The sequence below is a fragment of the Brevundimonas diminuta genome, from assembly GCF_050310045.1.
GTDB lineage: Bacteria > Pseudomonadota > Alphaproteobacteria > Caulobacterales > Caulobacteraceae > Brevundimonas > Brevundimonas diminuta_F.
In genome coordinates, this window is sequence record NZ_CP190005.1 from 2,069,198 (window position 1) to 2,089,435 (window position 20,238).

Sequence of the window (20,238 nt, forward strand, 5' to 3'; positions counted from 1 at the left end):
CGCATCGCCGCCGATCCTGTGAGTTACGCCTTATTCAGACTTGGCGAAGGGCACCACGACCGGGTTGTTGCCCGACGGCGTCCGCACCAGCAGCAGAACGCCGGGACGCCCCGCCGACCGGGCGGCTTCGACCGCGTCGCGGAAATCCTTCACCGACGATACTGCGCGGCCGTTAGCCTGAACCACGACAAAGCCGGGACGGAAGCCCAATCGACCCGCGCGCGACTGCGCCTCGACCGCCGTAATGACCACGCCGCGCACATCCGCCGGAAGATCATAACGGCTGCGCAAAGCGGCGCTGATCGGCGCCACGGTCAGGCCTTCGATCTTCTCGCCGGCGACGGCGTCGGGCCTGTCGGGCGTCGTCGGGTCATCCTTGTCGGCGTCAGGCGCGCCGAGGTTCGCCGGACGCGTTCCAGCGCGGACATTGATGGTCTGGCGACGGCCTTCGCGCAGCAGTTCAAGACGCAGCACGTCGCCGGGCTTCGCCGTGCCCACAGCACGGGTCAGTTCATTGCTGCCCACGATCGGACGACCGTTCAGCGAGACGACGACATCGCCCGCCTGCAGCCCGCCCTGATCGCCCGGCGCGCCCGCCGTCACCTCGGTGATGTAGGCGCCCTTGGTGCCTTCGGGCAGGCCAAGGCTTTCGCGGTATTCGTTGGTCAGGTTGCCGATCGTCACGCCGATGTAGCCGCGCTCGATCGTCTCGCCGCGCATCAGGCGGTCCGTCGTCTGCTTGGCGATCCCGGCCGGAATGGCGAAGCCGATGCCGACCGAGCCGCCCGTCGGCGAGAAGATCGCCGTGTTCACGCCGATGACGCGGCCATAGATGTCGAAGGTCGGGCCGCCCGAGTTGCCCCGGTTGATGGCGGCGTCGATCTGGATGAAGTCGGTATAGGGGTTCTCATTGCCGCCGATGGCGCGCGACTTGGCCGAGATGATGCCCGCCGTCGCCGTGCCGCCCAGACCGAAGGGGTTGCCCACGGCGATGACCCAGTCGCCGACGCGCGGCTCAGCCTTGTCTTCAAAGGAGACGAAGGGGAAGGCCGAACCCTCGACCTTGATGACCGCCAGATCCGTCAGCGGATCGCGGCCGATCAGGCGGGCCTTCAGCTCACGCTCGTCGTTCAGGCGGACCGTGATCTCCTCGGCGTTCTCGACGACGTGGTTATTCGTCACGATGAAGCCGTCGCCCGAGATGAAGAAGCCCGACCCGGCGCCGGCGGCCAGCTGGGTGTTGTCTTCCTCGCCTGAGCCCGAGCCGCCCGGCGCGCCGGGGATGGGCACGGCGCCGAAGCCCGGAATCTGGAAAACGCCGCGCGGGCGCTGGACGCGGGTCTTCACGTCGATCTGCACCACGGCGGGGGCGACCTGCTGGAAGATGTCGGCGAAGCTGAGCGGCGCGCCCTGCGGCGGGGCGAAAGCCAGCGCCCCGGCCCCGGCCGAGGGAACCAGCTGCCCGACCTGAGCGGCGGGCGCGGCGTTGGCGCCCGGCCAGCTGATGACCCCGCCCGCCGTCGCGGCGGCGGCGAAGGTCAGGCCGACAGCGGCCCCCAGAATGAACTCCTTGCGTTTCAGCATCGTCGTCCTTGCAGTCCTAACTGGCGGATACGGAAAGCTCCGTTCGCCTATGGATATAGGGCGTTACGGCTCAAGCCAATGCACCCATGACGATGATTGTTCCTGATGATCGTTCGACGTATGGCGCAGCTGCGTCAGGAAGGCGGCGAAAGCCTTTCCAAATGGAAAGCTTCAGGCGTCGTCTTCGTCCGCCGTCAGGGCGGCCAGGGCGCGTTCTTCCTCGGGCGTCAGGGGGGCGGCCTCGCCTGCCCCGCGACGGCGCGCCCGCAGGACCAGAACCACGCCCGCCCCCGCCGCCAGCGCGAATGGACCGAACCACAGCAGCCATGTGCCGATCCGCACCGGCGGCTGGAACAGCACATAGTCGCCATAACGGCGGATCAGGTCGGCCTTGATCTCGTCGTCCGTCTTTCCGGCGGCGATCTGTTCGCGCACCAGACCGCGCAGGTCGGCGGCGATGCCTGCCGGGCTGTCGGCGATCGATTCATGTTGGCAGACGACGCAGCGGATATCGCCGAACAGGGCGCGGGCGCGGGCCTCCTGCGCCGGGTCCGTCAGCGGCCGGTCAGGCGCGGGCGGCGGCTCGGCCACAGCGGGCGCCGCCGCGCTGGCCAGCAGAACGGCGGCGAACAGGGCGGCGGCGCGCCTCACGCCTGAACCTCGGCAGGTCGGGCGACCTTCTTGCCGCGCGAACCTGCGCCGACACGCAGCCGCCGGTCCAGCAGAGAGATCAGTCCGCCCAAGGCCATCAGCGCCGGTCCCAGGAAGATCAACCGCGCCCACGGATTATAATAGATGCGCACGATCCAGGCGCGCTGGCCGTCATCGGTCGCCGCCCGGTCGCCCACGACGACATAGACATCGTCCAGCCCGCGGAAATCGAGACCGACCTCGGTCGTGGTCTGGCCGCCCGCAGGGAAGAAGCGGCGCTCGGCGGTGATGACGCGCTCGGGCGCGCGGCCATCGACCGGGATGATGGTCAGACGGCCCTGCTCGGCCAGATAGTTCGGACCCTCGATGACCTGAACCGCGTCCAGCCGCGCCTTCCACGGCCCGGCGGCGACTTCCCCGCCCAGCGGCAGCGCGAGGGCGGCCTCGGCCTTGAAGTTGGTCTCGACGACGGCGCCCAGAATGAAGACGCCAAGGCCTGCGTGGGCCATCGCCATGCCCCATGCGCCCAGCGGCAGGCCCTTGGCGCGGCGTAGCGTCTCGGCCAAGGGCGCGCGCAGGGCCTTGGTCCGCACGCCCAGTTCCGCCAGCGCGCCGCAGATCAGCCACGCCCCGACGCCCAGCCCTGCGGCGGCCAGCGCCTTCTTCGGCTCGAACAGGAAGAAGGCGGCGAAGGCGGCGGCGATCGCCAGAACGGCGGCCAGCCACAGGCGCTGCAAGGCCCCCTTCAGATCGCCGCGCTTCCACGCCAGCAGAGGTCCGGCGGGCAGGATCAGGCAGGCGACGATCATCAGCGGGTTGAAGACGGCATTGAAATAGGGCGGCCCGACCGAGATCGTCGCCCCCGTCACGCCCTCCAGAATGAGCGGATAGAGGGTGCCCAGCAGCACCGTGGCCGCCGCCGCCGTCAGGAACAGGTTGTTCAGCACCAGCGTCCCCTCCCGGCTGACCGGGGCGAAGGCCGCGCCGGAACGGATGGCGGGCGCGCGCAGGGCGAACAGGATGAAGGCCGCGCCCGCCGCCAGGCCCAGAATGGCCAGCAGCATCATCCCCCGCTGGGGATCGACGGCGAAGGCGTGGACTGAGGTAAGCACGCCCGAGCGCACCAGAAACGCGCCCAGCATGGAGAAGGTGAAGGCCAGAATGGCGAGAAACACGGTCCAGCCCGCCAGCGCCCCGCGCCGCTCGGTCACGATGGCCGAGTGCAGCAGGGCCGCGCCCGCCAGCCACGGCATGAAGCTGGCGTTCTCGACCGGGTCCCAGAACCACCAGCCGCCCCAGCCCAGTTCGTAATAGGCCCAGAAGGAGCCCAGGGCGATGCCCACGGTCAGCAGGGCCCACGACGCCAGCGCCCACGGCCGCACCCAGCGGCCCCACGCCGGATCGACGCGCTTTTCGATCAGGGCGGCGACCGCCAGCGAGAAACAGACCGAAAACCCGACATAGCCCGCGTAGAGCAGCGGCGGATGCACCGCCAACGCCGGGTCCTGCAACAGAGGATTCAGCGACGCGCCCTGCACCGGCGCCGGGTCCAGCCGGAAGAAGGGGTTGGAGGTGAAGGCGGCGAAGGCCAGAAACAGGCTCGACAGGCCCGCCTGCACGGCCACGGCCGAGGTCTTCAGCCCGAACGGCAGGCCGCGCGCCAGCGCCAGCGCCCCGCCGAAGACCGTCATCACCAGACACCACAGCAGCAGCGAGCCCTCATGGCTGCCCCATGCCGCGGCGACCTTGTAGAAGACCGGCTTGTCGGTGTGGCTGTTCATGGCCACGTTCGACACCGAGAAGTCCGACACCACGAAGGCGTAGATCAGGGCGCCGAAGGCCAGGGTGATCGCCGCGGCCGAGGCCAGCATGGCGCCGCCCCCCGCCCCCGCCAGCACGGGGCTGAGACGCAGACGCCCCGCCGTGGTCAGCGCCAGACTCAGCACCGACAACGCCAGCGCCAGGATCAGGGCGAAGGCGCCCAGTTCGACGATCAACGCTTACGCCCCCTGTTGCGCAGGCACGGCGGGCGCCGCCGCATCGTCAGGCCGCCACTCGCCCTTTTCCTTCAGCCTGTCGGCGACTTCGCGCGGCATATAGGTCTCGTCGTGCTTGGCCAGCACCTGACTGGCCTCGAACACGCGGTCGGGACGGAAGGCGCCCTGGGCCACAATGCCCTGCCCTTCGCGGAACAGGTCGGGCAGGTCGCCGTGATAGATCACCCGCGCCGTCGCCCCGTTGTCGGTGACGGCGAAGACGACCGAGCCGTCAGCGGCCTTGGTCACGCTGCCCGCCTCGACCAGACCGCCCAGGCGGATCATCTGACCGGCAGGCACCTTCTGCGGCGTCACTTCCGACGGGGAGTAGAAGAAGGTCACATTGTCCTTCATCGCCCACAGCGACAGGCCGACGGCCAGCGCCAGCACGGGCGCCGCGGCGATCACGACCCACAGGCGACGGCGCGCCTTGGGCGATTTGGGCAACCAGCTCATGTCGACGATCCGGAAACGGCGGAATACATCGCCGCGTATAGGGCGGGAGCAAGGGTCGGCCAACGGCTCATCGCGCCGCCCCGGCCAGACGTTGCTGCAGGTCGGCGCGGCGCGGATCGGCCGCGTCCACCATGGCGATCAGAGGCGTCCACATGGCCTCGGCCTCGGCCCGGTCGCCGCGCGCCAGGGCCGCCTCGCCCAGATAGAAGCGCGCGCCCAGCTGATCCGGGTCCAGCTTGATCGCCTGACGGAAGGCCGCCTCGGCGTCGCCGTCGACCGCGCCGCCGTTAGCCCGCACCAGGCTTTCGCCCAGCCGCGCCCAGCTGCGGGCGTCGTCCGGCTGGATCGCCAGAGCGCGGCGGAAGGCCGAGGCCGCACCGATGGGGTCGCCCGCCTCGAACCGGGCGGCGCCCAGCATGGCCAAGGCCAGACGGTCGTCGGGCCGGTCCTTGACCACCTGTCCCAGCACGGCCGCGACCTGGGCCGGCTCCAGCGTCTCGGGCGCCGAGGCCCATTCGCGCACGCGCGTCTCATAGGCCTGATCCTTCATGCCCGGCGCGCCGAAGACGGCGTAGAGGCCCAGCGACGCGGCGGCCGTCGCTCCGATCCCGCCCAGCACCCAATAGCGATCGGCCGAACCCGCGACCGGGCGGCGATCCGCGCGTCGGGCGGCGAGCAGGCGACGCCCCGCCTCGGCCCGGGCGGCGGTCCAGCCCGCCTCGTCCAGCAGGCCGCGCGCCTTCAGCCGGTCCAGTTCGGCCAGTTCGCGCGCGCCGGCGTCGCGATCGGCCACGCTTTCGGCCTCGGCCCCTCGCCGGGCGGCGGACAGCACCGCCAACCCCGCCAGCGCCGTCACAAGAGCCGTCATGATCCAGAAGATCGTCATGGCCGCCGCTGTAGCGGATCAGGCGGCCGGAGGCGAGGCGCGCGACGCCGCACCGGACGCCATCAGCCGGCGCCGCACCGTGCGCGACGCCTCCTGCGCCCCGACCAGAGCCAGAAGTTCGGCGCTCAGGGCGATGTGTCTGCGCGCCGTCGCCTCATCGGCCTGACCGTCGTTCAGCCGCTCCATCGCCTCATCCGCCCATGTCGCCAGACGGCCGGTCAGGCCCTCCGCCGTCTGGCGCCGCTCGGCCTCGCAGCCGAAGACGGCCGCCGGACCGCGCACCAGACCGACCACGGCTGTCAGCGCCCGCGCCCTGTCCGCCGTCGCCGCATCAACCGGCCCGTCCAGCCGGGGCCGAGGCCGCGTCATCCGCCCGACCAGCGCCGCCCGCTCGACCGGCAGGACGGCGTCGACCGCGCGTTCAGCCGCGCTGAACCGTTCCGACAGGCTGAGCGCCGTCTTCAGCCGCGCCTGACGCACCGCCCGGCCCCAGGCGCTGTCGGTCTTCAAAGGCAGGCTGACGTCGATCTCCGTCAGCGTCGCCGCGCACCAGTCCAGATCGGTCTTAAACGCCGCCGCCCCGCCCGCCGCCTGCGCCGGATCAAAGGCGGCGACATCGGCCGCCCGCCGCGCCAGCGCCATCAGGATGCGGTCGACGAACACCTCCGCCCCGCCGTCCTCGCCGGACGACGCCAGCGCTGTCACGCGCAGGATCAGGCGCGCGTCCTCCAGATGGGCGAAGAGAATCTCCAGCAGCCAGACAGCGCCGTCCGGCGCCACGCCCGCCGCCTGACGCAGGGCCAGCTTCAACTCGGCGACGGCTTCGTTTCCGGGCCGCCCGATCCACTCCGGCAGAAAGGGCAAGGCCCGCCGCGCCGTCGCCGCCAGATCCAGACAGGTCGCCAACGCCTGCGTCCGCCCTTCCGACGCATCGGGCCAGACCTCGCCCGGTCGGTCGCGCAGGGCCGATGCGGCGCCGAGGCACAGACGGTCGGCGATCATCCGCGACAGGTCGTCGTCACGATCCAGTTGCGGCAGGAGCTCAGGCTCGCTGCGCGTGGCGCTGCGCCACAGCCGCGTCAGCACCGCCGCTGGAAACTCCGGCCCCGGCAGACCATCCGCCCGCGCCTGAAACAGCGGCAGCAGCGGCCCGAAGGCGATATTGCGCCGCCGCCTGTCGGTGGCCTCGGCCTCGACCATATCGCGCAGCGCCGCCGAACGCGCGCCCGCCATCGTCCCCGCCAGCTTCGAAAGCGGCGGCAGAAAATGATCCGGGCACCGCTCGATCAACCGGGCCAGCGCGGCCCTCTGCGCGACCGACAGGTCCGCCATTCCCGCCCCTCCGCTCCCCGGCGCCAACAGAAGAGGCGGAAGGTGCCCTGTCGTCGGTTAACAGGGGATTTTGAGGCCCCGCCTCACTAACACCCGCGCCCATCGCCCTTCGCGAGTGACAACTGAGATGCAATCAGCGATCACCGCGCTGACTTGAGGGCTTGGCCACTCGGAAGAGTTCGTTTGTTACCACATCCTCAATATGAACAGGATAACTCCTCAATCTAAAATGAATACACCTAAGAAAGTATCACCCAAAACAAGCACAAGAAAAATGCAGCACTTAATCGGGCGCGAGCGGAGAGTTTCGCCAAGGAAGAGGCCAAGAAATCTGCAAAAAAATCTGCTGAAGAAGCAACAAAACAAGCCTCAAAGATAGCCGCCCGCAAAGCGGCAATCCCTCTAATACGAGAGCGTTACGTCCCAATTTTTGGCCTACCGATAGATATATCCGGCATCGACTTCAGCGCATCGCCCAAGTCTTATCTATCAGATAATTCTCAAAAAACAACTTTCTCTTCCTCCAAATCACAGCGATGAAGAAATCGTTACGATTTGGCTTAAATTCTCAAAATACATATCAAGAATTCGAGTACAGGAAAGATCCTGGAGAGATAGAGACTTTCTTTCCGCACTGGAATCTGAATGGGATAGAAGAAAAATTGCAGTCAATGGTAGTGAAATATACTTTCGCTGGCCCAGCACTATTATATCAGAAGTCACGGGATATTCGAACGTAAAAAGCAATTGGCCAATATCAGGTATGCTTGATGCATTTGAATATCATGTAGGAAAAACGCGAGGAATACCCTCCGAAACACGGCGCCAAATTCTGCAATTTTTATTCGAAGAACGTATCCCGCTGGTTTATGATACAGCTTACACTGCCGAGTGGGGCCAACCAGGGACCGCAAGACGACTTCAGAAACTCGCCGAGACTATCGCAGCACTAATCAGAAACGCAAAACGCAATACAGGTCGAGACTACACCCAAGCTATCTCAGAATGGGAAGACGATCTGTCATTTCTTTGGTCAACTTTCTATGTCGGCCATTTTTATTTTGGCTGGCCCGACAGCTGATACTTGCATCGCCCAGAGAACTCACTCGGAGAGATAAACACCCCGAGCGGCCCGCCCTCACCCCTCCGCCGCGGGCAGCTCCAGCACCACTTTCAGGCCGCCCATGGCGCTGTCGCTAAGGGTGACGCGGCCGCCGTAGGCGCGGGTCAGTTCGTCGACGATGGACAGGCCAAGGCCCGTGCCGGGCGTGTCCTCGTCCATGCGGGTGCCGCGCTTCAGGGCCGTGTCGCGCTGGTCGGGAGGCAGGCCCGGGCCGTCGTCCTCGACCACGGCGACCATCTGGCCCGGCGTGGACGGTCCGGCCGAGATGCGGACCCGGCGGCGGCACCATTTGGCGGCGTTCTCGATCAGGTTGCCGAAGATTTCCTGCAAATCCTGACGCTCGCCCAGAAAGGCCAGATCGTCGGGCGCGCGCCAGTCGATCTCGACGCCCTTGTCCTCGAACACCCGCTCCAGCATGACGGCCATCTCGTCCAGCACCTCGGCGACAGCCGTGCGTTCGCCAAGGCCGTGGGCGGCGCGGGCGGCGGCGCGGGCGCGGCGCAGGTGGTGGTCGACCTGATCCTGCATCACCCGCGTCTGACGGCGGATCAGGTCGGGCAACTGGCCTTCCTTCGTCCCGGCCTCGGCCAGCATGACGGCCAGCGGGGTCTTGAGCGCGTGGGCCAGATTGCCGACGTGGGTGCGCTGCCGCTCCACCGTCTCCTGATTATGCGCCAGCAGGCGGTTGACCTGTTCGGCCAGGGGCTGGATCTCGACCGGATAGGCGCCCTCGATCCGGTGCGAGCGGCCCTTGCGCACGTCGGAAATCTCGTCGCCCAGATCGAACAGGGGGCGCAGGCCGACCTGCACCTGAATGAAGACCGCCGTGACCAGCCCCGCCCCCAGCAGCAGCATGGCGATCCAGGTGACGGTGGCGAACTGGCGCGTGTCGGCGTCGACATCCGAGCGGTCGATCCCGGCGAAGAAGATCACTGGCCGGTCGCGGCCGGGAAGCTGCTTCATGCTGGCGGCGATGCGCAGCGGCTCGCCCTTGGGGCCGTCTTCGGCGTTGTAGCTGATGGTCTGGCCGAAGGCGCTGCGCAGCCGGTTCACCAGATCCGGCGCATAGTCCAGATGCGCTCGCCCCAGAGAGGCCGAATGCGCCAGGATGATCAGGCCGCCCTGCGCCGTCGGCTCGCCCACCATCCAGTATTTTCCGGACAGAAGGCGCTGGGTCCGGGCGTCCTGAATATCGCCGACGAAGACCTCGCCCTCGGGCGTGATGTAGGCGGCGACCACCGCCTCGTCGATCGTGTCGCCAAGGGTGTTGCCCAGCCGCCGCAGCGCCGATTCCTGAAACACCGCCGTCAGCACCAGCGCCGCCGCGGCCAGCGCGATCAGGATCCACGCGGACGCCAGCCAGATCAGCCGCCGCGTCAGCGACCGGCCGCGCCGTCCGAACCAGCGGTTGCCGGGCCGCGCCTCGCGCGACGGTCCTTCAGGCGATGCGGCGTCGGTCATGCGGCGCTCAGGCCGCGTCGCTCTCGCCCGCCAGAGGCGACAGGCGATAGCCCAGGCCGCGCACGGTCTCGATGCGGTCGGCGCCGATCTTCTTGCGCAGGCGGCCGACGAAGACTTCAATGGTGTTGGAGTCGCGATCGAAATCCTGATCGTAGAGGTGTTCGACCAGTTCGGTGCGGCTGATGACCCGGCCCTGGTGCATCATCAAATAGTGCAGCAGCCGGTATTCCAGACTGGTCAGACGCAGCGGTTCGCCATTGACCGTGGCGCGCGCCGCGCGCGGGTCCAGCCTCAGACCGCCGCAGGTCAGGGTCGCCGCCGCATGACCGGCCGAACGGCGCAGCAGGGCACGCAGGCGAGCCAGCAGTTCCTCGGTGTGGAAGGGTTTGGTCAGATAGTCGTCGGCCCCGGCGTCAAAGCCCGCCACCTTGTCCGACCAGGCGCCGCGCGCGGTCAGGATCAGCACCGGCGTCGTCTTGCCTTCACGGCGCCAGCGTTCCAGCACCGAGACGCCGTCGATCTTGGGCAGGCCCAGATCCAGCACCACCACGTCATAGGGTTCGGTGTCGCCCAGGAACCAGGCTTCTTCGCCATCAGGGGCGTGGTCGACGGCGTATCCGGCGTCGGTCAGGGCGCTTTTCAGCTGACGCGACAGATCGACGTCGTCCTCGACAAGCAGAACCCGCATTCAGTCGTCCCCACGAACCCGGCCCGAACGGCCGTCAACCTGGATATCCGAGACGCGACCGCCTGGATATTCCCACCGCACCACATAGTCGCCGCCGCGTTCCTGAACGCCCAGCATCCGGCCGGGGCGCCCCGACTGGACGCGGCGGGCGATGTCGCCCGGATTGGCGCGCGGTCCGCTGTCGCCGCGCGGCGGCGCGCGCAGGCCTTGCCCCGGATAGGAGGGCGGCGGTCCACGGCGATCCTGCATACGGGATTCGTTGTCATCCCGGTCACGGCCGCGCGACTGGGCCGCCGCGTCCGTCAGAGGAACGAGGGCGATCAGGCCGGCCAGAAGAAGGGCTTGAATACGCATCATGTGTCGCCGTCTAAACCAGATCCTCTGAACAGCGGCTGAACGCGCAGTCTATCGGCGTTCAATCGAAAGAGAAACGCAGAGGACTGCAATCTCCGTCGCGCCCCCCGCGCTTGCCCCATGTTTTTCCTGAAATTCGTCTCATCGACGCAAGACGCCGCACTGGAGGAAAACGCCCGGCCTGCCTATCTAGACGCCATGTCCATAGCCCGCCTCGACAGTCGCGCCCTGATCCGCATCAACGGCCCCGACGCCCGCCCCTTCCTGCACAATCTGCTGACGCAGGATGTGGAGACGATAAAGCCGGGCGAGCTTCGCTTCGGCGCCCTGCTGTCGCCGCCGGGGCGGCTGTTGTTCGACCTGTTCATCTGGGGCGAGGAGGACAGCGTCGTGCTGGACGTCGCGGCCGAGCGGCGCGACGCGCTGATCCAGCGCCTGACGCTCTACAAGCTGCGGGCCGATGTCGCGGTCATGCCCATTCCCGACGCCGTCTTCGTTGCATGGGGCGCCGATATGCCGGAGGGCTTCGTCGCTGATCCGCGCCTGCCCGCACTGGGCGCTCGCCGCTGGGGCGATCAGGGTGAGGCCGACGCGACCGAGGCCGACTGGCAGGCGCACCGGCTGGCGCTGGGCGTGCCGGACCCGACGCAGGACGCCCTGATGGACAAGACCTATCCGATCGAGGCGGACTTCGACCTGTTGAACGGCATCGACTTCCACAAGGGCTGTTTCATCGGTCAGGAGACGACCTCGCGCATGAAGCGACGCGGCACGATCAAGAACCGCATGATGGCCATCGCCTTCGACGGCCCTGCCCCCGCACGCGGCGCCGAAGTGCTGAAGGGCGAACTGCGCGCAGGCGAGGTCATGACCGGCGCCGAGGGCCGCGCCATCGCACTGATGCGGCTGGACCGCATGGATGGCGGCCTGACCGTCGACGGCCGCCCGGTTCAGGTCGAAAAACCCGTCTGGATTCCTGATTTGTAAGGCCAAATCCATCAAAACGGAAAATCTACTTGTCGCGATGTAAACGTCGCTTGATGTAAACGCAGCCTCATTGGCAAATCTCACTTGTCAACACGACAAGGGAGTTTGTCATAAACACCGAAATCACCGCCGCTGGCGCGACCGCCGCTCGCAAGAAGAAGAAGATGGACGACCTGACTGTCGTCCTGTGCGCCCTGACCGTCGTCGGGGTCAGCGCCCCTGCCGCCGCTCCGTTCTGGCCCGAAGCCTGGGGCCACGCGCCGTCGATCGGCGCCGTCATCCTGGCCGCCGGACTGGCCGTCTTCATCGTCCTGCACAGCCTCTATTGGTGGCGCAGTCTGGATGAGGCCGCTCCCGCATGGCTGAGGCGATCTCATAGTTTCGATCCACGCTCCCGCGAGGGAGCAACGAAGTACCATGACCAAATGTGTGAGACTTCTTGCGGTTTCGATCCACGCTCCCGCGAGGGAGCAACTCTCGGGCCGAGGCCGTTATCGTTGCGGACATACGTTTCGATCCACGCTCCCGCGAGGGAGCAACCAGCGCATATTGACGTTACACCTTGCGGAACGATGTTTCGATCCACGCTCCCGCGAGGGAGCAACCCGCTCTTCCGTCACCAGGAGGCCGCCCCTCCAGGTTTCGATCCACGCTCCCGCGAGGGAGCAACCCTGGATCGCATCCGGGATGTAGGGGATCGCCCGGTTTCGATCCACGCTCCCGCGAGGGAGCAACGGCCCGAGCGCCAGGCTCGCCCAGGTTCGCCACCAGTTTCGATCCACGCTCCCGCGAGGGAGCAACCGCTCGATCCAGACCTGGACGTCGTTCTCGGCGGCGTTTCGATCCACGCTCCCGCGAGGGAGCAACGCTCGGCTGACGTGTTCATCACGAACCCACCCTGGTTTCGATCCACGCTCCCGCGAGGGAGCAACCGCCGCCGACCAATGCTTCTCGCAATGGCGTTCGGTTTCGATCCACGCTCCCGCGAGGGAGCAACTTACAGATCGGGCAGGGTCAGCGGGGGCAGGGAGTTTCGATCCACGCTCCCGCGAGGGAGCAACACCGGATCGCCCGGGCTAGGTTGTCGACAAAATGGTTTCGATCCACGCTCCCGCGAGGGAGCAACATGCGAGGGCGGTGAGGATGGCGTCGGCCTTGGAGTTTCGATCCACGCTCCCGCGAGGGAGCAACGTCGTCCTCGGGATCGAGGGCCATGATGTAGGCGTTTCGATCCACGCTCCCGCGAGGGAGCAACCAGTTCAGATGGTCAGGGCGGGGGCGTTAAAAAGTTTCGATCCACGCTCCCGCGAGGGAGCAACGCCGACTGATGGTTCGTTGTGGCGCGGCGGACGATGTTTCGATCCACGCTCCCGCGAGGGAGCAACCTTGGCCGGGGCGCAGCGTGCCGCCATCGGCAAAGTTTCGATCCACGCTCCCGCGAGGGAGCAACCCCAGGTTGTCGTTGATCCAGGTCTTGATGTCCTGTTTCGATCCACGCTCCCGCGAGGGAGCAACGATAGAGGTAGGACTCGCCGCCGATGATCATGGAGTTTCGATCCACGCTCCCGCGAGGGAGCAACCGCAGCATCGCGGGCGGCGTTCTGAGCCTCGACCTGTTTCGATCCACGCTCCCGCGAGGGAGCAACGAAAAGCCTTGAAGAGCAAATCTAAAACCACGTCGTTTCGATCCACGCTCCCGCGAGGGAGCAACCGCTGGGCCGGATCGACGGGGCGTCGGTGCTGCTGTTTCGATCCACGCTCCCGCGAGGGAGCAACAAGCCGGACTGAACCCCTGACAATCTGAACTGGAGTTTCGATCCACGCTCCCGCGAGGGAGCAACTGCAGACCGCAGTCGCCGCAACCGCGGCAGCTAGTTTCGATCCACGCTCCCGCGAGGGAGCAACGGTGGAAAGAAGATCGTCGACGCTCGTGCCGACGCGTTTCGATCCACGCTCCCGCGAGGGAGCAACGGGATCGTCCGATCACTCAGCCCTATCATGGCCCTGTTTCGATCCACGCTCCCGCGAGGGAGCAACGTCGAAGAGGATAAGTTGAGGCATGATGCGGGGGTTTCGATCCACGCTCCCGCGAGGGAGCAACCTGGACCGATTACGGTCACCATAGGGGCGGGCGGGTTTCGATCCACGCTCCCGCGAGGGAGCAACCGTCGATGGCGTTGCCGAGATGCTCTACGGCCAGTTTCGATCCACGCTCCCGCGAGGGAGCAACACAACCGTGCGCCTGATCTCGTTGACCGTTGCCTGTTTCGATCCACGCTCCCGCGAGGGAGCAACATTCCAGAAGTCTGCTTCTGCACACCCTGTCACGCTGTTTCGATCCACGCTCCCGCGAGGGAGCAACCAGCCGGATCCAGTGCTTGGGAATGGTTCGGGCTGTTTCGATCCACGCTCCCGCGAGGGAGCAACAATCGAGTGCGCTGCTGAACTGGCGCCCGGCGTGTTTCGATCCACGCTCCCGCGAGGGAGCAACTTTGTTGATGGCGGTTGCGACGCTCTGGGTTCATGTTTCGATCCACGCTCCCGCGAGGGAGCAACGCAGGCGTGGGGCGACCTGCTGGGCCTGACGCCGGTTTCGATCCACGCTCCCGCGAGGGAGCAACCTCTGTGGACTGTCGACGGAGACGCATGGGCCTGGTTTCGATCCACGCTCCCGCGAGGGAGCAACGCCCGGCCCCACAAAGTCGGGGCAGTCCAGCACGTTTCGATCCACGCTCCCGCGAGGGAGCAACTCCTGACGTGAGCGCTTCCGTGATTACCAACGGGTTTCGATCCACGCTCCCGCGAGGGAGCAACGTGACGGACTCGCTCTCTTCGTTCAGCGGGTTGGTGTTTCGATCCACGCTCCCGCGAGGGAGCAACGGGCAGACGCAGACGGGTCAATCTAACTCGACTGGTTTCGATCCACGCTCCCGCGAGGGAGCAACATGGGGCGATCCTGTTCACCACGTCATCATTGACGTTTCGATCCACGCTCCCGCGAGGGAGCAACCCGTCAGGAGTAGTCGCCTATTTGCGGGGGGCGGGGTTTCGATCCACGCTCCCGCGAGGGAGCAACTGCCTAAACATAACCCTTTAAATTTTAGGCCAAAATCACATTAGTTCCGCGAAACGACCTCACAAGCTGAACTGTTAAGATGGTTCCAATGGGCCCAACAGGCAGAACAGTCTGTATTTTAAGTAGGAAATCTTGTCGCGAACCTCATGACGAAATCATGCGCGCTTGAGGTTCGCGGATCAGAAAATGAGGGGAGCCTCCAAATCGATGGTTGGCTTGGCGCCGATATGTTCAACGCGACGGCGGCCCTCGGCGCCGAGACGATAAAAACGCAGACTGTCCGCCGCCAAGTCTATCTCGCCTATCAGGCGCGCACGAAGAATGGTCCATTGCGCGGGATCGACCTCGCACTCAAACACCGAGTTCTGGACCCGCTGGCCAAAGTCAAGGCAGGCGCGCGCGACACGACGCAGACGGCGGCGCCCTTCTACTGTTTGAGTGCAGACATCATAGGCGACCAACATCAACATAGGTCATCTCCAGATAAAGCCCGGATAGCCGTCGAGGTCGCCGCGCAGGTGTCGCGCCAGAAGCTGCGCCTGAATATGGGCGACCATACCCAGTGGGACCGTCTCTCCCATAAATGGATGTCGCAGGGTTTCGCGTTTACGCTCCTGCCAGGCGATCAGCACAGACTTCCGCGCATCATCGCTCAGCCGTACCGCCCCGGCTTCCTCGTGAACAAAATCAGCACTCTTCAGTTGCCCCCTGTTCACCAGTGACAGCATGAGACGATCGGCCAGAACCGGACGAAGCTCTTCCATCAAGTCCAGCGCCAGACTGTTGCGGCCAGGTCGATCAGCGTGCAGCAGCCCGACCTGAGGATCCAGCCCATGCGCTTCAAGCGCCGAACGACAATCATGGCCAAGCATTGCATAAAGAAAGGACAGCAAGGCGTTCACCCTGTCCAGAGGCGGGCGGCGTGATCGCCCGACGAACTGGAAAGCGGCATCATCGGAGCGGATCAGGCTGTCGAATACGTTGAAATAGATCGCCGCCGCCTCTCCTTCCAATCCACGCAATCCATCGACGCTGTCATGGGTCAAGGTTCGCTGCGCGATATCCGAAAGCCGGCGAACCGCACTGTCCAGAGACGACTTCTGGGCCAGGTCCATGCCGGCGCCATGATCGCGCAGGGCGCGTTGGATGACCGTTCTCTGATTAGAGACCTTTGCCGCCACCATGCCGCGCACAATCGGGGTCTTGCGCGCGTCGTCATCGGCAATGCGGTATTGCGCGCGACGTAAAAGCACGTTGCCGCTTCGTGCGCCCTCAACGCGGGCCAAGAACCGACCGTTGGGGTCCAGGAACGACAGGGAAATCCCGGCCTCAGCGCAGGCGGCCATCAAGGCAGGCGAGGCGCCGGGGCGACCAAAACCCACAAGCCCCTCAAGCATGTGCAACGGCGCCCTGCCCCGCTCGACGCCCTGAACCTCTACGACGACGTTTTCACCGTCCTTGCGCAACCAGGCGTCTTCGCTAGAGACATAAAGCGTATTGAGCATCCGCTTCATCAGACTCTGCCTCCAGCATCCATTTCACGTGACAGAGCGGCCATCTGCCGCGCCATCCAAGCCACAACCTGAGGCGGCCTTTCCAACTGCTCAGGTTGACACAGCTCCATCAGGGAGCAGCGCCTGCAGCGCGGCGTAGCGATTGGCGGCGGAGTATGAAAATTAACGATATCGCGCCGGACGGCCTCAGCCGTATTGAAAGTGAGCGCGCGCAGATCGTCATCGAACAATACGTCATGACGTCGGCGTGTCTGACCATAGAACAACGCGCCCTCTGACACAGGCCGGGCAAACATCTCCTCAAGGCAGATCGCCTGGGCGCAGAGCTGCACTTCGTCGGCGCGATGGCTTTTGGGACGGCCGCGCTTGTATTCGACGGGAAAGGGGCGACCATCATGAAGCTCCACCACATCGGCCTTGCCCGTCACACCCAGCGCCACCGAACGCAACATCAGCCCCCGCGCGATACGAACGCCTGGGCGACGTTCGCAACGCCCGGAATCGGCGCGCTCATGCAGCAGCCTCCCTTCTGCGGTCGCGACGTCCTCGGCCCACAGACGCTCGACATGGATCAGGGCGCACTGGCGCGGGCAGAACAGATAGTGCTGCAACGCCGAAATGGGGACCAGCGCATCCTCAACAGCGGCATCGAGAAGCTGCGCCGGTCCCATGGTCATTACCGCTCGATAATCTCGACACCCTCCGGCAGGCCATCGCGGTCGATCGTGATGGCGTAGTCCTCAAAGCTGCGGGCGGCGGGCCAGTTGTCGATGCCATCGTCGCCGATCGGGCGCTGTTCGCCCTTGAAGGCGCGCAGGGTCTTCACCCGGCTGAACAGGTCATGAGCGTGGGCGTTGCCCAGCGCCGAAGCATGGCGGAACACCACCAGTTTGCGTGTCGCCATCTCTCCTCGCGCGGCGGAGCGGTCGTGCTCGAACATGTCGGTCAGAGCCTGGAACAACAGGTCCAGATCATCTTCGGAAAAGCCGGTGCCCTTGGTGGGATGCGAGGCAAGCGGCGCATTGATGAAACCGTGCGCGCGATAGAGGCCATAGGGAATGATATGCTTGCGGCCCATGGTGCGGCCGCCCTTGTCCTCATTATCTTTTTCCGTGGTGGCGGCCAGGCGGGTGATCGAGATTTCCAGCGGCAGCACCGGCTCGACCGAGGCGGCGAAGGTGATCTGGACCGGACCGCGCACCTGACCGGCGTTGACGCCGGTGGTCATGACGGCGCCGAAGGTGCGGATGTCCCAGAAATTAGCGCACATCCAGGCCGTCAGTTCGCGGGCCTTGGCCGCGTCCTTGGGCAGTTTCTTCTTGTCTTCAGCTTTGACGACCTCGGGCATGACGGCCTTCCAGCTTCGGTCATGCTCGACGTTCAGCGTGGCGCCGTCGCGCATATAGATTTCGTGGCCGGGCGTTTCTCCTCGCGCCAGGGCGACATAGTTCCTGATCTTGCGCTTCAGGGCGACATCGGACACCAGGCCGCGATTGGTCTCAGGGTCGAGCCGCGGCAGGTTGCCGGCATCCGGATCACCGTTCGGATTCCCGTTCGTCACATCGAAGAAAAGAACGAATTCATGACGCTGAGACAGGCCTTTTCCGGTTTCAGTCGACATCGCCAGCTCCTTCTTCATTGTCGGTTTCGCCAGCCGGACGGCCTGCGAACTGCGCCTTGCGCTGATGGTAATATCCGATGGCGAACCGCCCCTGAGCGTCCAGCCTGAGGCTGCGCGGCAGTTCAGGCGGCAGATGGGCGGTGATGTCTTCGATCTCGCGCTCGATCCAACCGCCCTTATGGTCCTTCCTCAGCTTGCCGAGGTGGCTTTGCGCCCCGCGCAGCAGCAGCGGAAAAACATGGGCGGGCGTGGCCGAGGCGGCGCCGAAATAACGATCGCGGATCGTGGCGTTGACCTGCCCCAGCGCCTGTTTCTGCGCGATCTCCAGCGCCGCGAACAGACGCCCCAGCTGATAGGGCGGATCGTCTCTGTCTTTCTCCAGGCTCATCAGCCAGTTCCTTTCGTCGGGATTTTTCAGCCTGCGCTCGCGCACCAGCACGGCGCGGATGGCGGCGGCATGCCAGCCGGTCGTCGGATCGTCACCCGCGCGCAGACGGATGATGGCGGCGCTCAAAAGCGTGCGCGGATAATGCGCGCCGGTCAGAACCGAACGCATCACCTCGCCGGCCAACAGGGGCGGAATATTGTCGAACTTCTCCATCAGGGCCGTGGTTCGGACCAACAGACGTGAAACCGACGGCGGAGTCGCTCGCCACGGCTTCGGCTCGATGTTCAGATCGTCGTGGTGATCGGCCAGACGGCGGGCGAAGGCCTCGAAGTCGTCAGTGATCCAGAACCGCACCGAAAGGCGCGCCGCATTGGGCGACAGGCCCAGAATGTGGAAACGCACGCCGCGCGCCAGTTCCAGTTTCGGCGCCTTGACGGGCCGCCCCTCGGAAAAGGGTCTGAGAGCCTGGCGGATGACCTCGGCTTCCTGAAGGTCGCGCTCGAGCTGGGGGTCGGCGTCCTTAGACGGCAGGGCCGGCTCGAACATCTGCAGGAAGACATCCTCGGCGGCGGCAGCCTTTTCCTCATCCTCAGCGTCGGCCCAGAAGACCACCGTGGCGTCGCCGACAGGACGCGGCAGGCGATTGGCGCTGCCCCGGTCCAGCATCCGGTTCAGCGCCGCCCCATAGCGGAATGCTGCGGCCTGGGACGTCGGGGCGTTGGCGCCTTGCGCCTTGTTATAAGAGGTGAAAGCCTCGAGGTTGAACGACACCAAGGCCGCGCCTGCCGTTTGCGCACCCTGAACGCCCTTGATCGGCGGGTGCAGTCGCTGGATCGGCGCCTCCTGGCCCGTCACCAGACAAAAGGCCTGATCCCCGCTCGCCTGCGTCCGCGCTTCGACCAGTCGCCGCGCCGCCGGACGGTCATGCAGATAACCGCTGTCGCCCGCCAGGCGGAAAACCACGTTGGCGTCCAGCATTTCGGGACTGAACGGCGCGGCGTCGAACCAATCAGGCGTCCAGTTTTCCAGGAACCGGCGCAGGGCCGCCAGACCTTCGTCCCTTTCATCCTTCAACAGGATCAGATGATCGTCGCGGAAGCGGGCGCGTTCCTCGGCGGTGCGTTTGCCCTCCCCTGCCGTGCGACCCAGCACATAGGCGGTCTTGTCCCACAGCAGGTTTGGAGAAATGCCCATCGTGCGTTTCACAGCCGCAGGAACGTCCAACAGCCGCGCGATCCGCTTCTTGCCGCTGGCCTCGTGCATGTCCTGCACATCTACCGGGGCGCCGTCCGCTGACAGCACGATCGCCCAACCGATCTTCTCACGCGACCAGCCCGGCGCCTCGGCCTCGCCGCGCGCGGCCATGCGGTGATAGTAGCGGTCCAGCGCCTGAAGGACGCTCATGCCGCGCCGCCATCAGCCAGACAGGCCGCAACGTCCAGCACCCCGTCCTTCAGGCGCCCGCGAAAGAACCGCGAGACGCCGCCGCCTGCATGGTCGATGTCGTGCAGCATCCAGCCCAGGTCGCGGTCGCGCCAATCGGGCGGCAAGAGATTGTCCGGCAGGTCCGCCCCTTCGGGGATCAGGGCGAAGTCGGCAGCGAATTCCCGCACGCCCAGACAGGGGCGATGAAAGCACTGCCCCGTCGACGCCCGACGGTTGAACATCGACAGATGCTTGGCCGGCGTGTCGTCCGGACCGGCGCGGCCGGTCATCTCGAAATGGGCCTCGATCACATAGGCCACGTCGGTCAGCAAGGTCGTCGCTCGCTGCTGCCGATTGTCCTCGACAACGATGCCCAGCCCTTCGGTCGACCCCTTCTTCATGGCCGTGGCGGCGTTGGCGGCGCTGGCCTTGGCTCCGACCTCATTGCGACGGAACGACTGGAACCGCACAGGCTTCAACACATGAATGCGATCCACCACCCAGACGATGGCGGGTTTCCAGTGAATCGCTTCCAGGATCCCGCGCGCGGACGAGGGCGTCATCACATCGTAGGAGACGCGCTCGACCTTCATCTCCGGCCGAGTGAAGCACGCCCTGTCGCCCCAGACGTGCAGCCTGATTCCGTAACTCATCGC

The 20,238-nt window shown here is 65.8% G+C and carries 16 protein-coding genes and 1 CRISPR repeat array; of the genes, 1 reads left to right on the forward strand and 15 read right to left on the reverse strand.

Annotation, left to right across the window (positions count from 1 at the left end; genetic code table 11):
- Window positions 1–30 precede the first annotated feature (30 nt).
- From ACORJG_RS10065 to ACORJG_RS10105, 9 genes are all read right to left on the reverse strand, one after another.
- Window positions 31–1,584 (reverse strand): Do family serine endopeptidase, encoded by a 1,554-nt coding sequence (locus tag ACORJG_RS10065; protein WP_427788898.1) that lies wholly within the window; start codon window positions 1,582–1,584, stop codon window positions 31–33.
- A 171-nt stretch (window positions 1,585–1,755) separates the two neighbouring features.
- Window positions 1,756–2,235, reverse strand: a complete 480-nt coding sequence (locus ACORJG_RS10070; protein ID WP_427788899.1) for a cytochrome c-type biogenesis protein — start codon at window positions 2,233–2,235, stop codon at window positions 1,756–1,758.
- Window positions 2,232–4,232, reverse strand: coding sequence for a heme lyase CcmF/NrfE family subunit (locus tag ACORJG_RS10075; RefSeq protein WP_427788900.1), 2,001 nt, complete (start codon window positions 4,230–4,232; stop codon window positions 2,232–2,234). Before ACORJG_RS10075 ends, ACORJG_RS10070 begins: the two co-directional genes overlap by 4 nt.
- A 3-nt stretch (window positions 4,233–4,235) precedes the next feature.
- Window positions 4,236–4,727 (reverse strand): cytochrome c maturation protein CcmE, encoded by a 492-nt coding sequence (ccmE, locus tag ACORJG_RS10080; RefSeq protein WP_427788901.1) that lies wholly within the window; start codon window positions 4,725–4,727, stop codon window positions 4,236–4,238.
- A 67-nt stretch (window positions 4,728–4,794) separates the two neighbouring features.
- The gene (gene ccmI / locus ACORJG_RS10085) at window positions 4,795–5,613 is read right to left on the reverse strand and encodes a c-type cytochrome biogenesis protein CcmI (protein WP_427788902.1); all 819 of its coding nucleotides are present in this window, start codon (window positions 5,611–5,613) and stop codon (window positions 4,795–4,797) included.
- An 18-nt stretch (window positions 5,614–5,631) separates the two neighbouring features.
- Complete coding sequence (locus ACORJG_RS10090) at window positions 5,632–6,945, reverse strand: hypothetical protein (RefSeq protein WP_427788903.1); 1,314 nt, start codon at window positions 6,943–6,945, stop codon at window positions 5,632–5,634.
- A 1,138-nt stretch (window positions 6,946–8,083) separates the two neighbouring features.
- A complete protein-coding gene (locus ACORJG_RS10095; RefSeq protein ID WP_427788904.1) occupies window positions 8,084–9,529 on the reverse strand; it encodes a sensor histidine kinase in 1,446 nt (481 codons plus the stop codon).
- Window positions 9,530–9,536: 7 nt separating this feature from the next.
- Window positions 9,537–10,217 (reverse strand): response regulator transcription factor, encoded by a 681-nt coding sequence (locus ACORJG_RS10100; RefSeq protein ID WP_427788905.1) that lies wholly within the window; start codon window positions 10,215–10,217, stop codon window positions 9,537–9,539.
- Window positions 10,218–10,574, reverse strand: a complete 357-nt coding sequence (locus ACORJG_RS10105) for a hypothetical protein (RefSeq protein WP_427788906.1) — start codon at window positions 10,572–10,574, stop codon at window positions 10,218–10,220.
- A gap of 195 nt (window positions 10,575–10,769) precedes the next feature.
- Here ACORJG_RS10105 and ACORJG_RS10110 point away from each other — a divergent pair, with 195 nt between their 5' ends.
- Entirely contained in the window at window positions 10,770–11,558 is a 789-nt protein-coding gene (locus tag ACORJG_RS10110) for a YgfZ/GcvT domain-containing protein (RefSeq protein ID WP_427788907.1), read from the forward strand.
- A 378-nt stretch (window positions 11,559–11,936) separates the two neighbouring features.
- Window positions 11,937–14,634: a CRISPR direct-repeat array (repeat unit 31 nt; unit sequence GTTTCGATCCACGCTCCCGCGAGGGAGCAAC).
- A 179-nt stretch (window positions 14,635–14,813) separates the two neighbouring features.
- On the opposite strand, the gene cas2 is transcribed toward ACORJG_RS10110, so the two are convergent.
- The 6 genes from cas2 to cas5c are packed head-to-tail and all read right to left on the reverse strand — an operon-like array spanning window position 14,814 to window position 20,235.
- Window positions 14,814–15,104, reverse strand: coding sequence for a CRISPR-associated endonuclease Cas2 (gene cas2 / locus ACORJG_RS10115; protein ID WP_427788908.1), 291 nt, complete (start codon window positions 15,102–15,104; stop codon window positions 14,814–14,816).
- Window positions 15,105–15,107: 3 nt separating this feature from the next.
- Complete coding sequence (gene cas1c / locus ACORJG_RS10120) at window positions 15,108–16,148, reverse strand: type I-C CRISPR-associated endonuclease Cas1c (RefSeq protein WP_427788909.1); 1,041 nt, start codon at window positions 16,146–16,148, stop codon at window positions 15,108–15,110.
- Window positions 16,148–16,825: a CRISPR-associated protein Cas4 gene (gene cas4, locus ACORJG_RS10125; protein WP_427788910.1), complete on the reverse strand. Its 678-nt coding sequence runs from the start codon at window positions 16,823–16,825 to the stop codon at window positions 16,148–16,150. The genes cas1c and cas4 overlap by 1 nt, the downstream gene beginning before the upstream one ends.
- Window positions 16,825–17,769, reverse strand: a complete 945-nt coding sequence (gene cas7c, locus ACORJG_RS10130; protein WP_427788911.1) for a type I-C CRISPR-associated protein Cas7/Csd2 — start codon at window positions 17,767–17,769, stop codon at window positions 16,825–16,827. Before cas7c ends, cas4 begins: the two co-directional genes overlap by 1 nt.
- A complete protein-coding gene (gene cas8c / locus ACORJG_RS10135) occupies window positions 17,759–19,561 on the reverse strand; it encodes a type I-C CRISPR-associated protein Cas8c/Csd1 (RefSeq protein WP_427788912.1) in 1,803 nt (600 codons plus the stop codon). The genes cas7c and cas8c overlap by 11 nt, the downstream gene beginning before the upstream one ends.
- On the reverse strand, window positions 19,558–20,235 hold the full coding sequence (gene cas5c / locus ACORJG_RS10140) for a type I-C CRISPR-associated protein Cas5c (RefSeq protein ID WP_427788913.1): 678 nt from the start codon (window positions 20,233–20,235) through the stop codon (window positions 19,558–19,560). Before cas5c ends, cas8c begins: the two co-directional genes overlap by 4 nt.
- Window positions 20,236–20,238: the final 3 nt, after the last annotated feature.

What these genes read in the sequence shown, in the direction of transcription:
- ACORJG_RS10065 (WP_427788898.1), bottom strand. Translation starts at nt 1,584, where the DNA reads ATGCTGAAACGCAAGGAGTTCATTCTGGGGGCCGCTGTCGGCCTGACC.
- ccmE (WP_427788901.1), bottom strand. Translation starts at nt 4,727, where the DNA reads ATGAGCTGGTTGCCCAAATCGCCCAAGGCGCGCCGTCGCCTGTGGGTC.
- ccmI (WP_427788902.1), bottom strand. Translation starts at nt 5,613, where the DNA reads ATGACGATCTTCTGGATCATGACGGCTCTTGTGACGGCGCTGGCGGGG.
- ACORJG_RS10090 (WP_427788903.1), bottom strand. Translation starts at nt 6,945, where the DNA reads ATGGCGGACCTGTCGGTCGCGCAGAGGGCCGCGCTGGCCCGGTTGATC.
- ACORJG_RS10095 (WP_427788904.1), bottom strand. Translation starts at nt 9,529, where the DNA reads ATGACCGACGCCGCATCGCCTGAAGGACCGTCGCGCGAGGCGCGGCCC.
- ACORJG_RS10100 (WP_427788905.1), bottom strand. Translation starts at nt 10,217, where the DNA reads ATGCGGGTTCTGCTTGTCGAGGACGACGTCGATCTGTCGCGTCAGCTG.
- ACORJG_RS10105 (WP_427788906.1), bottom strand. Translation starts at nt 10,574, where the DNA reads ATGATGCGTATTCAAGCCCTTCTTCTGGCCGGCCTGATCGCCCTCGTT.
- ACORJG_RS10110 (WP_427788907.1), top strand. Translation starts at nt 10,770, where the DNA reads ATGTCCATAGCCCGCCTCGACAGTCGCGCCCTGATCCGCATCAACGGC.
- cas2 (WP_427788908.1), bottom strand. Translation starts at nt 15,104, where the DNA reads ATGTTGATGTTGGTCGCCTATGATGTCTGCACTCAAACAGTAGAAGGG.
- cas1c (WP_427788909.1), bottom strand. Translation starts at nt 16,148, where the DNA reads ATGAAGCGGATGCTCAATACGCTTTATGTCTCTAGCGAAGACGCCTGG.
- cas4 (WP_427788910.1), bottom strand. Translation starts at nt 16,825, where the DNA reads ATGACCATGGGACCGGCGCAGCTTCTCGATGCCGCTGTTGAGGATGCG.
- cas7c (WP_427788911.1), bottom strand. Translation starts at nt 17,769, where the DNA reads ATGTCGACTGAAACCGGAAAAGGCCTGTCTCAGCGTCATGAATTCGTT.
- cas8c (WP_427788912.1), bottom strand. Translation starts at nt 19,561, where the DNA reads ATGAGCGTCCTTCAGGCGCTGGACCGCTACTATCACCGCATGGCCGCG.
- cas5c (WP_427788913.1), bottom strand. Translation starts at nt 20,235, where the DNA reads ATGAGTTACGGAATCAGGCTGCACGTCTGGGGCGACAGGGCGTGCTTC.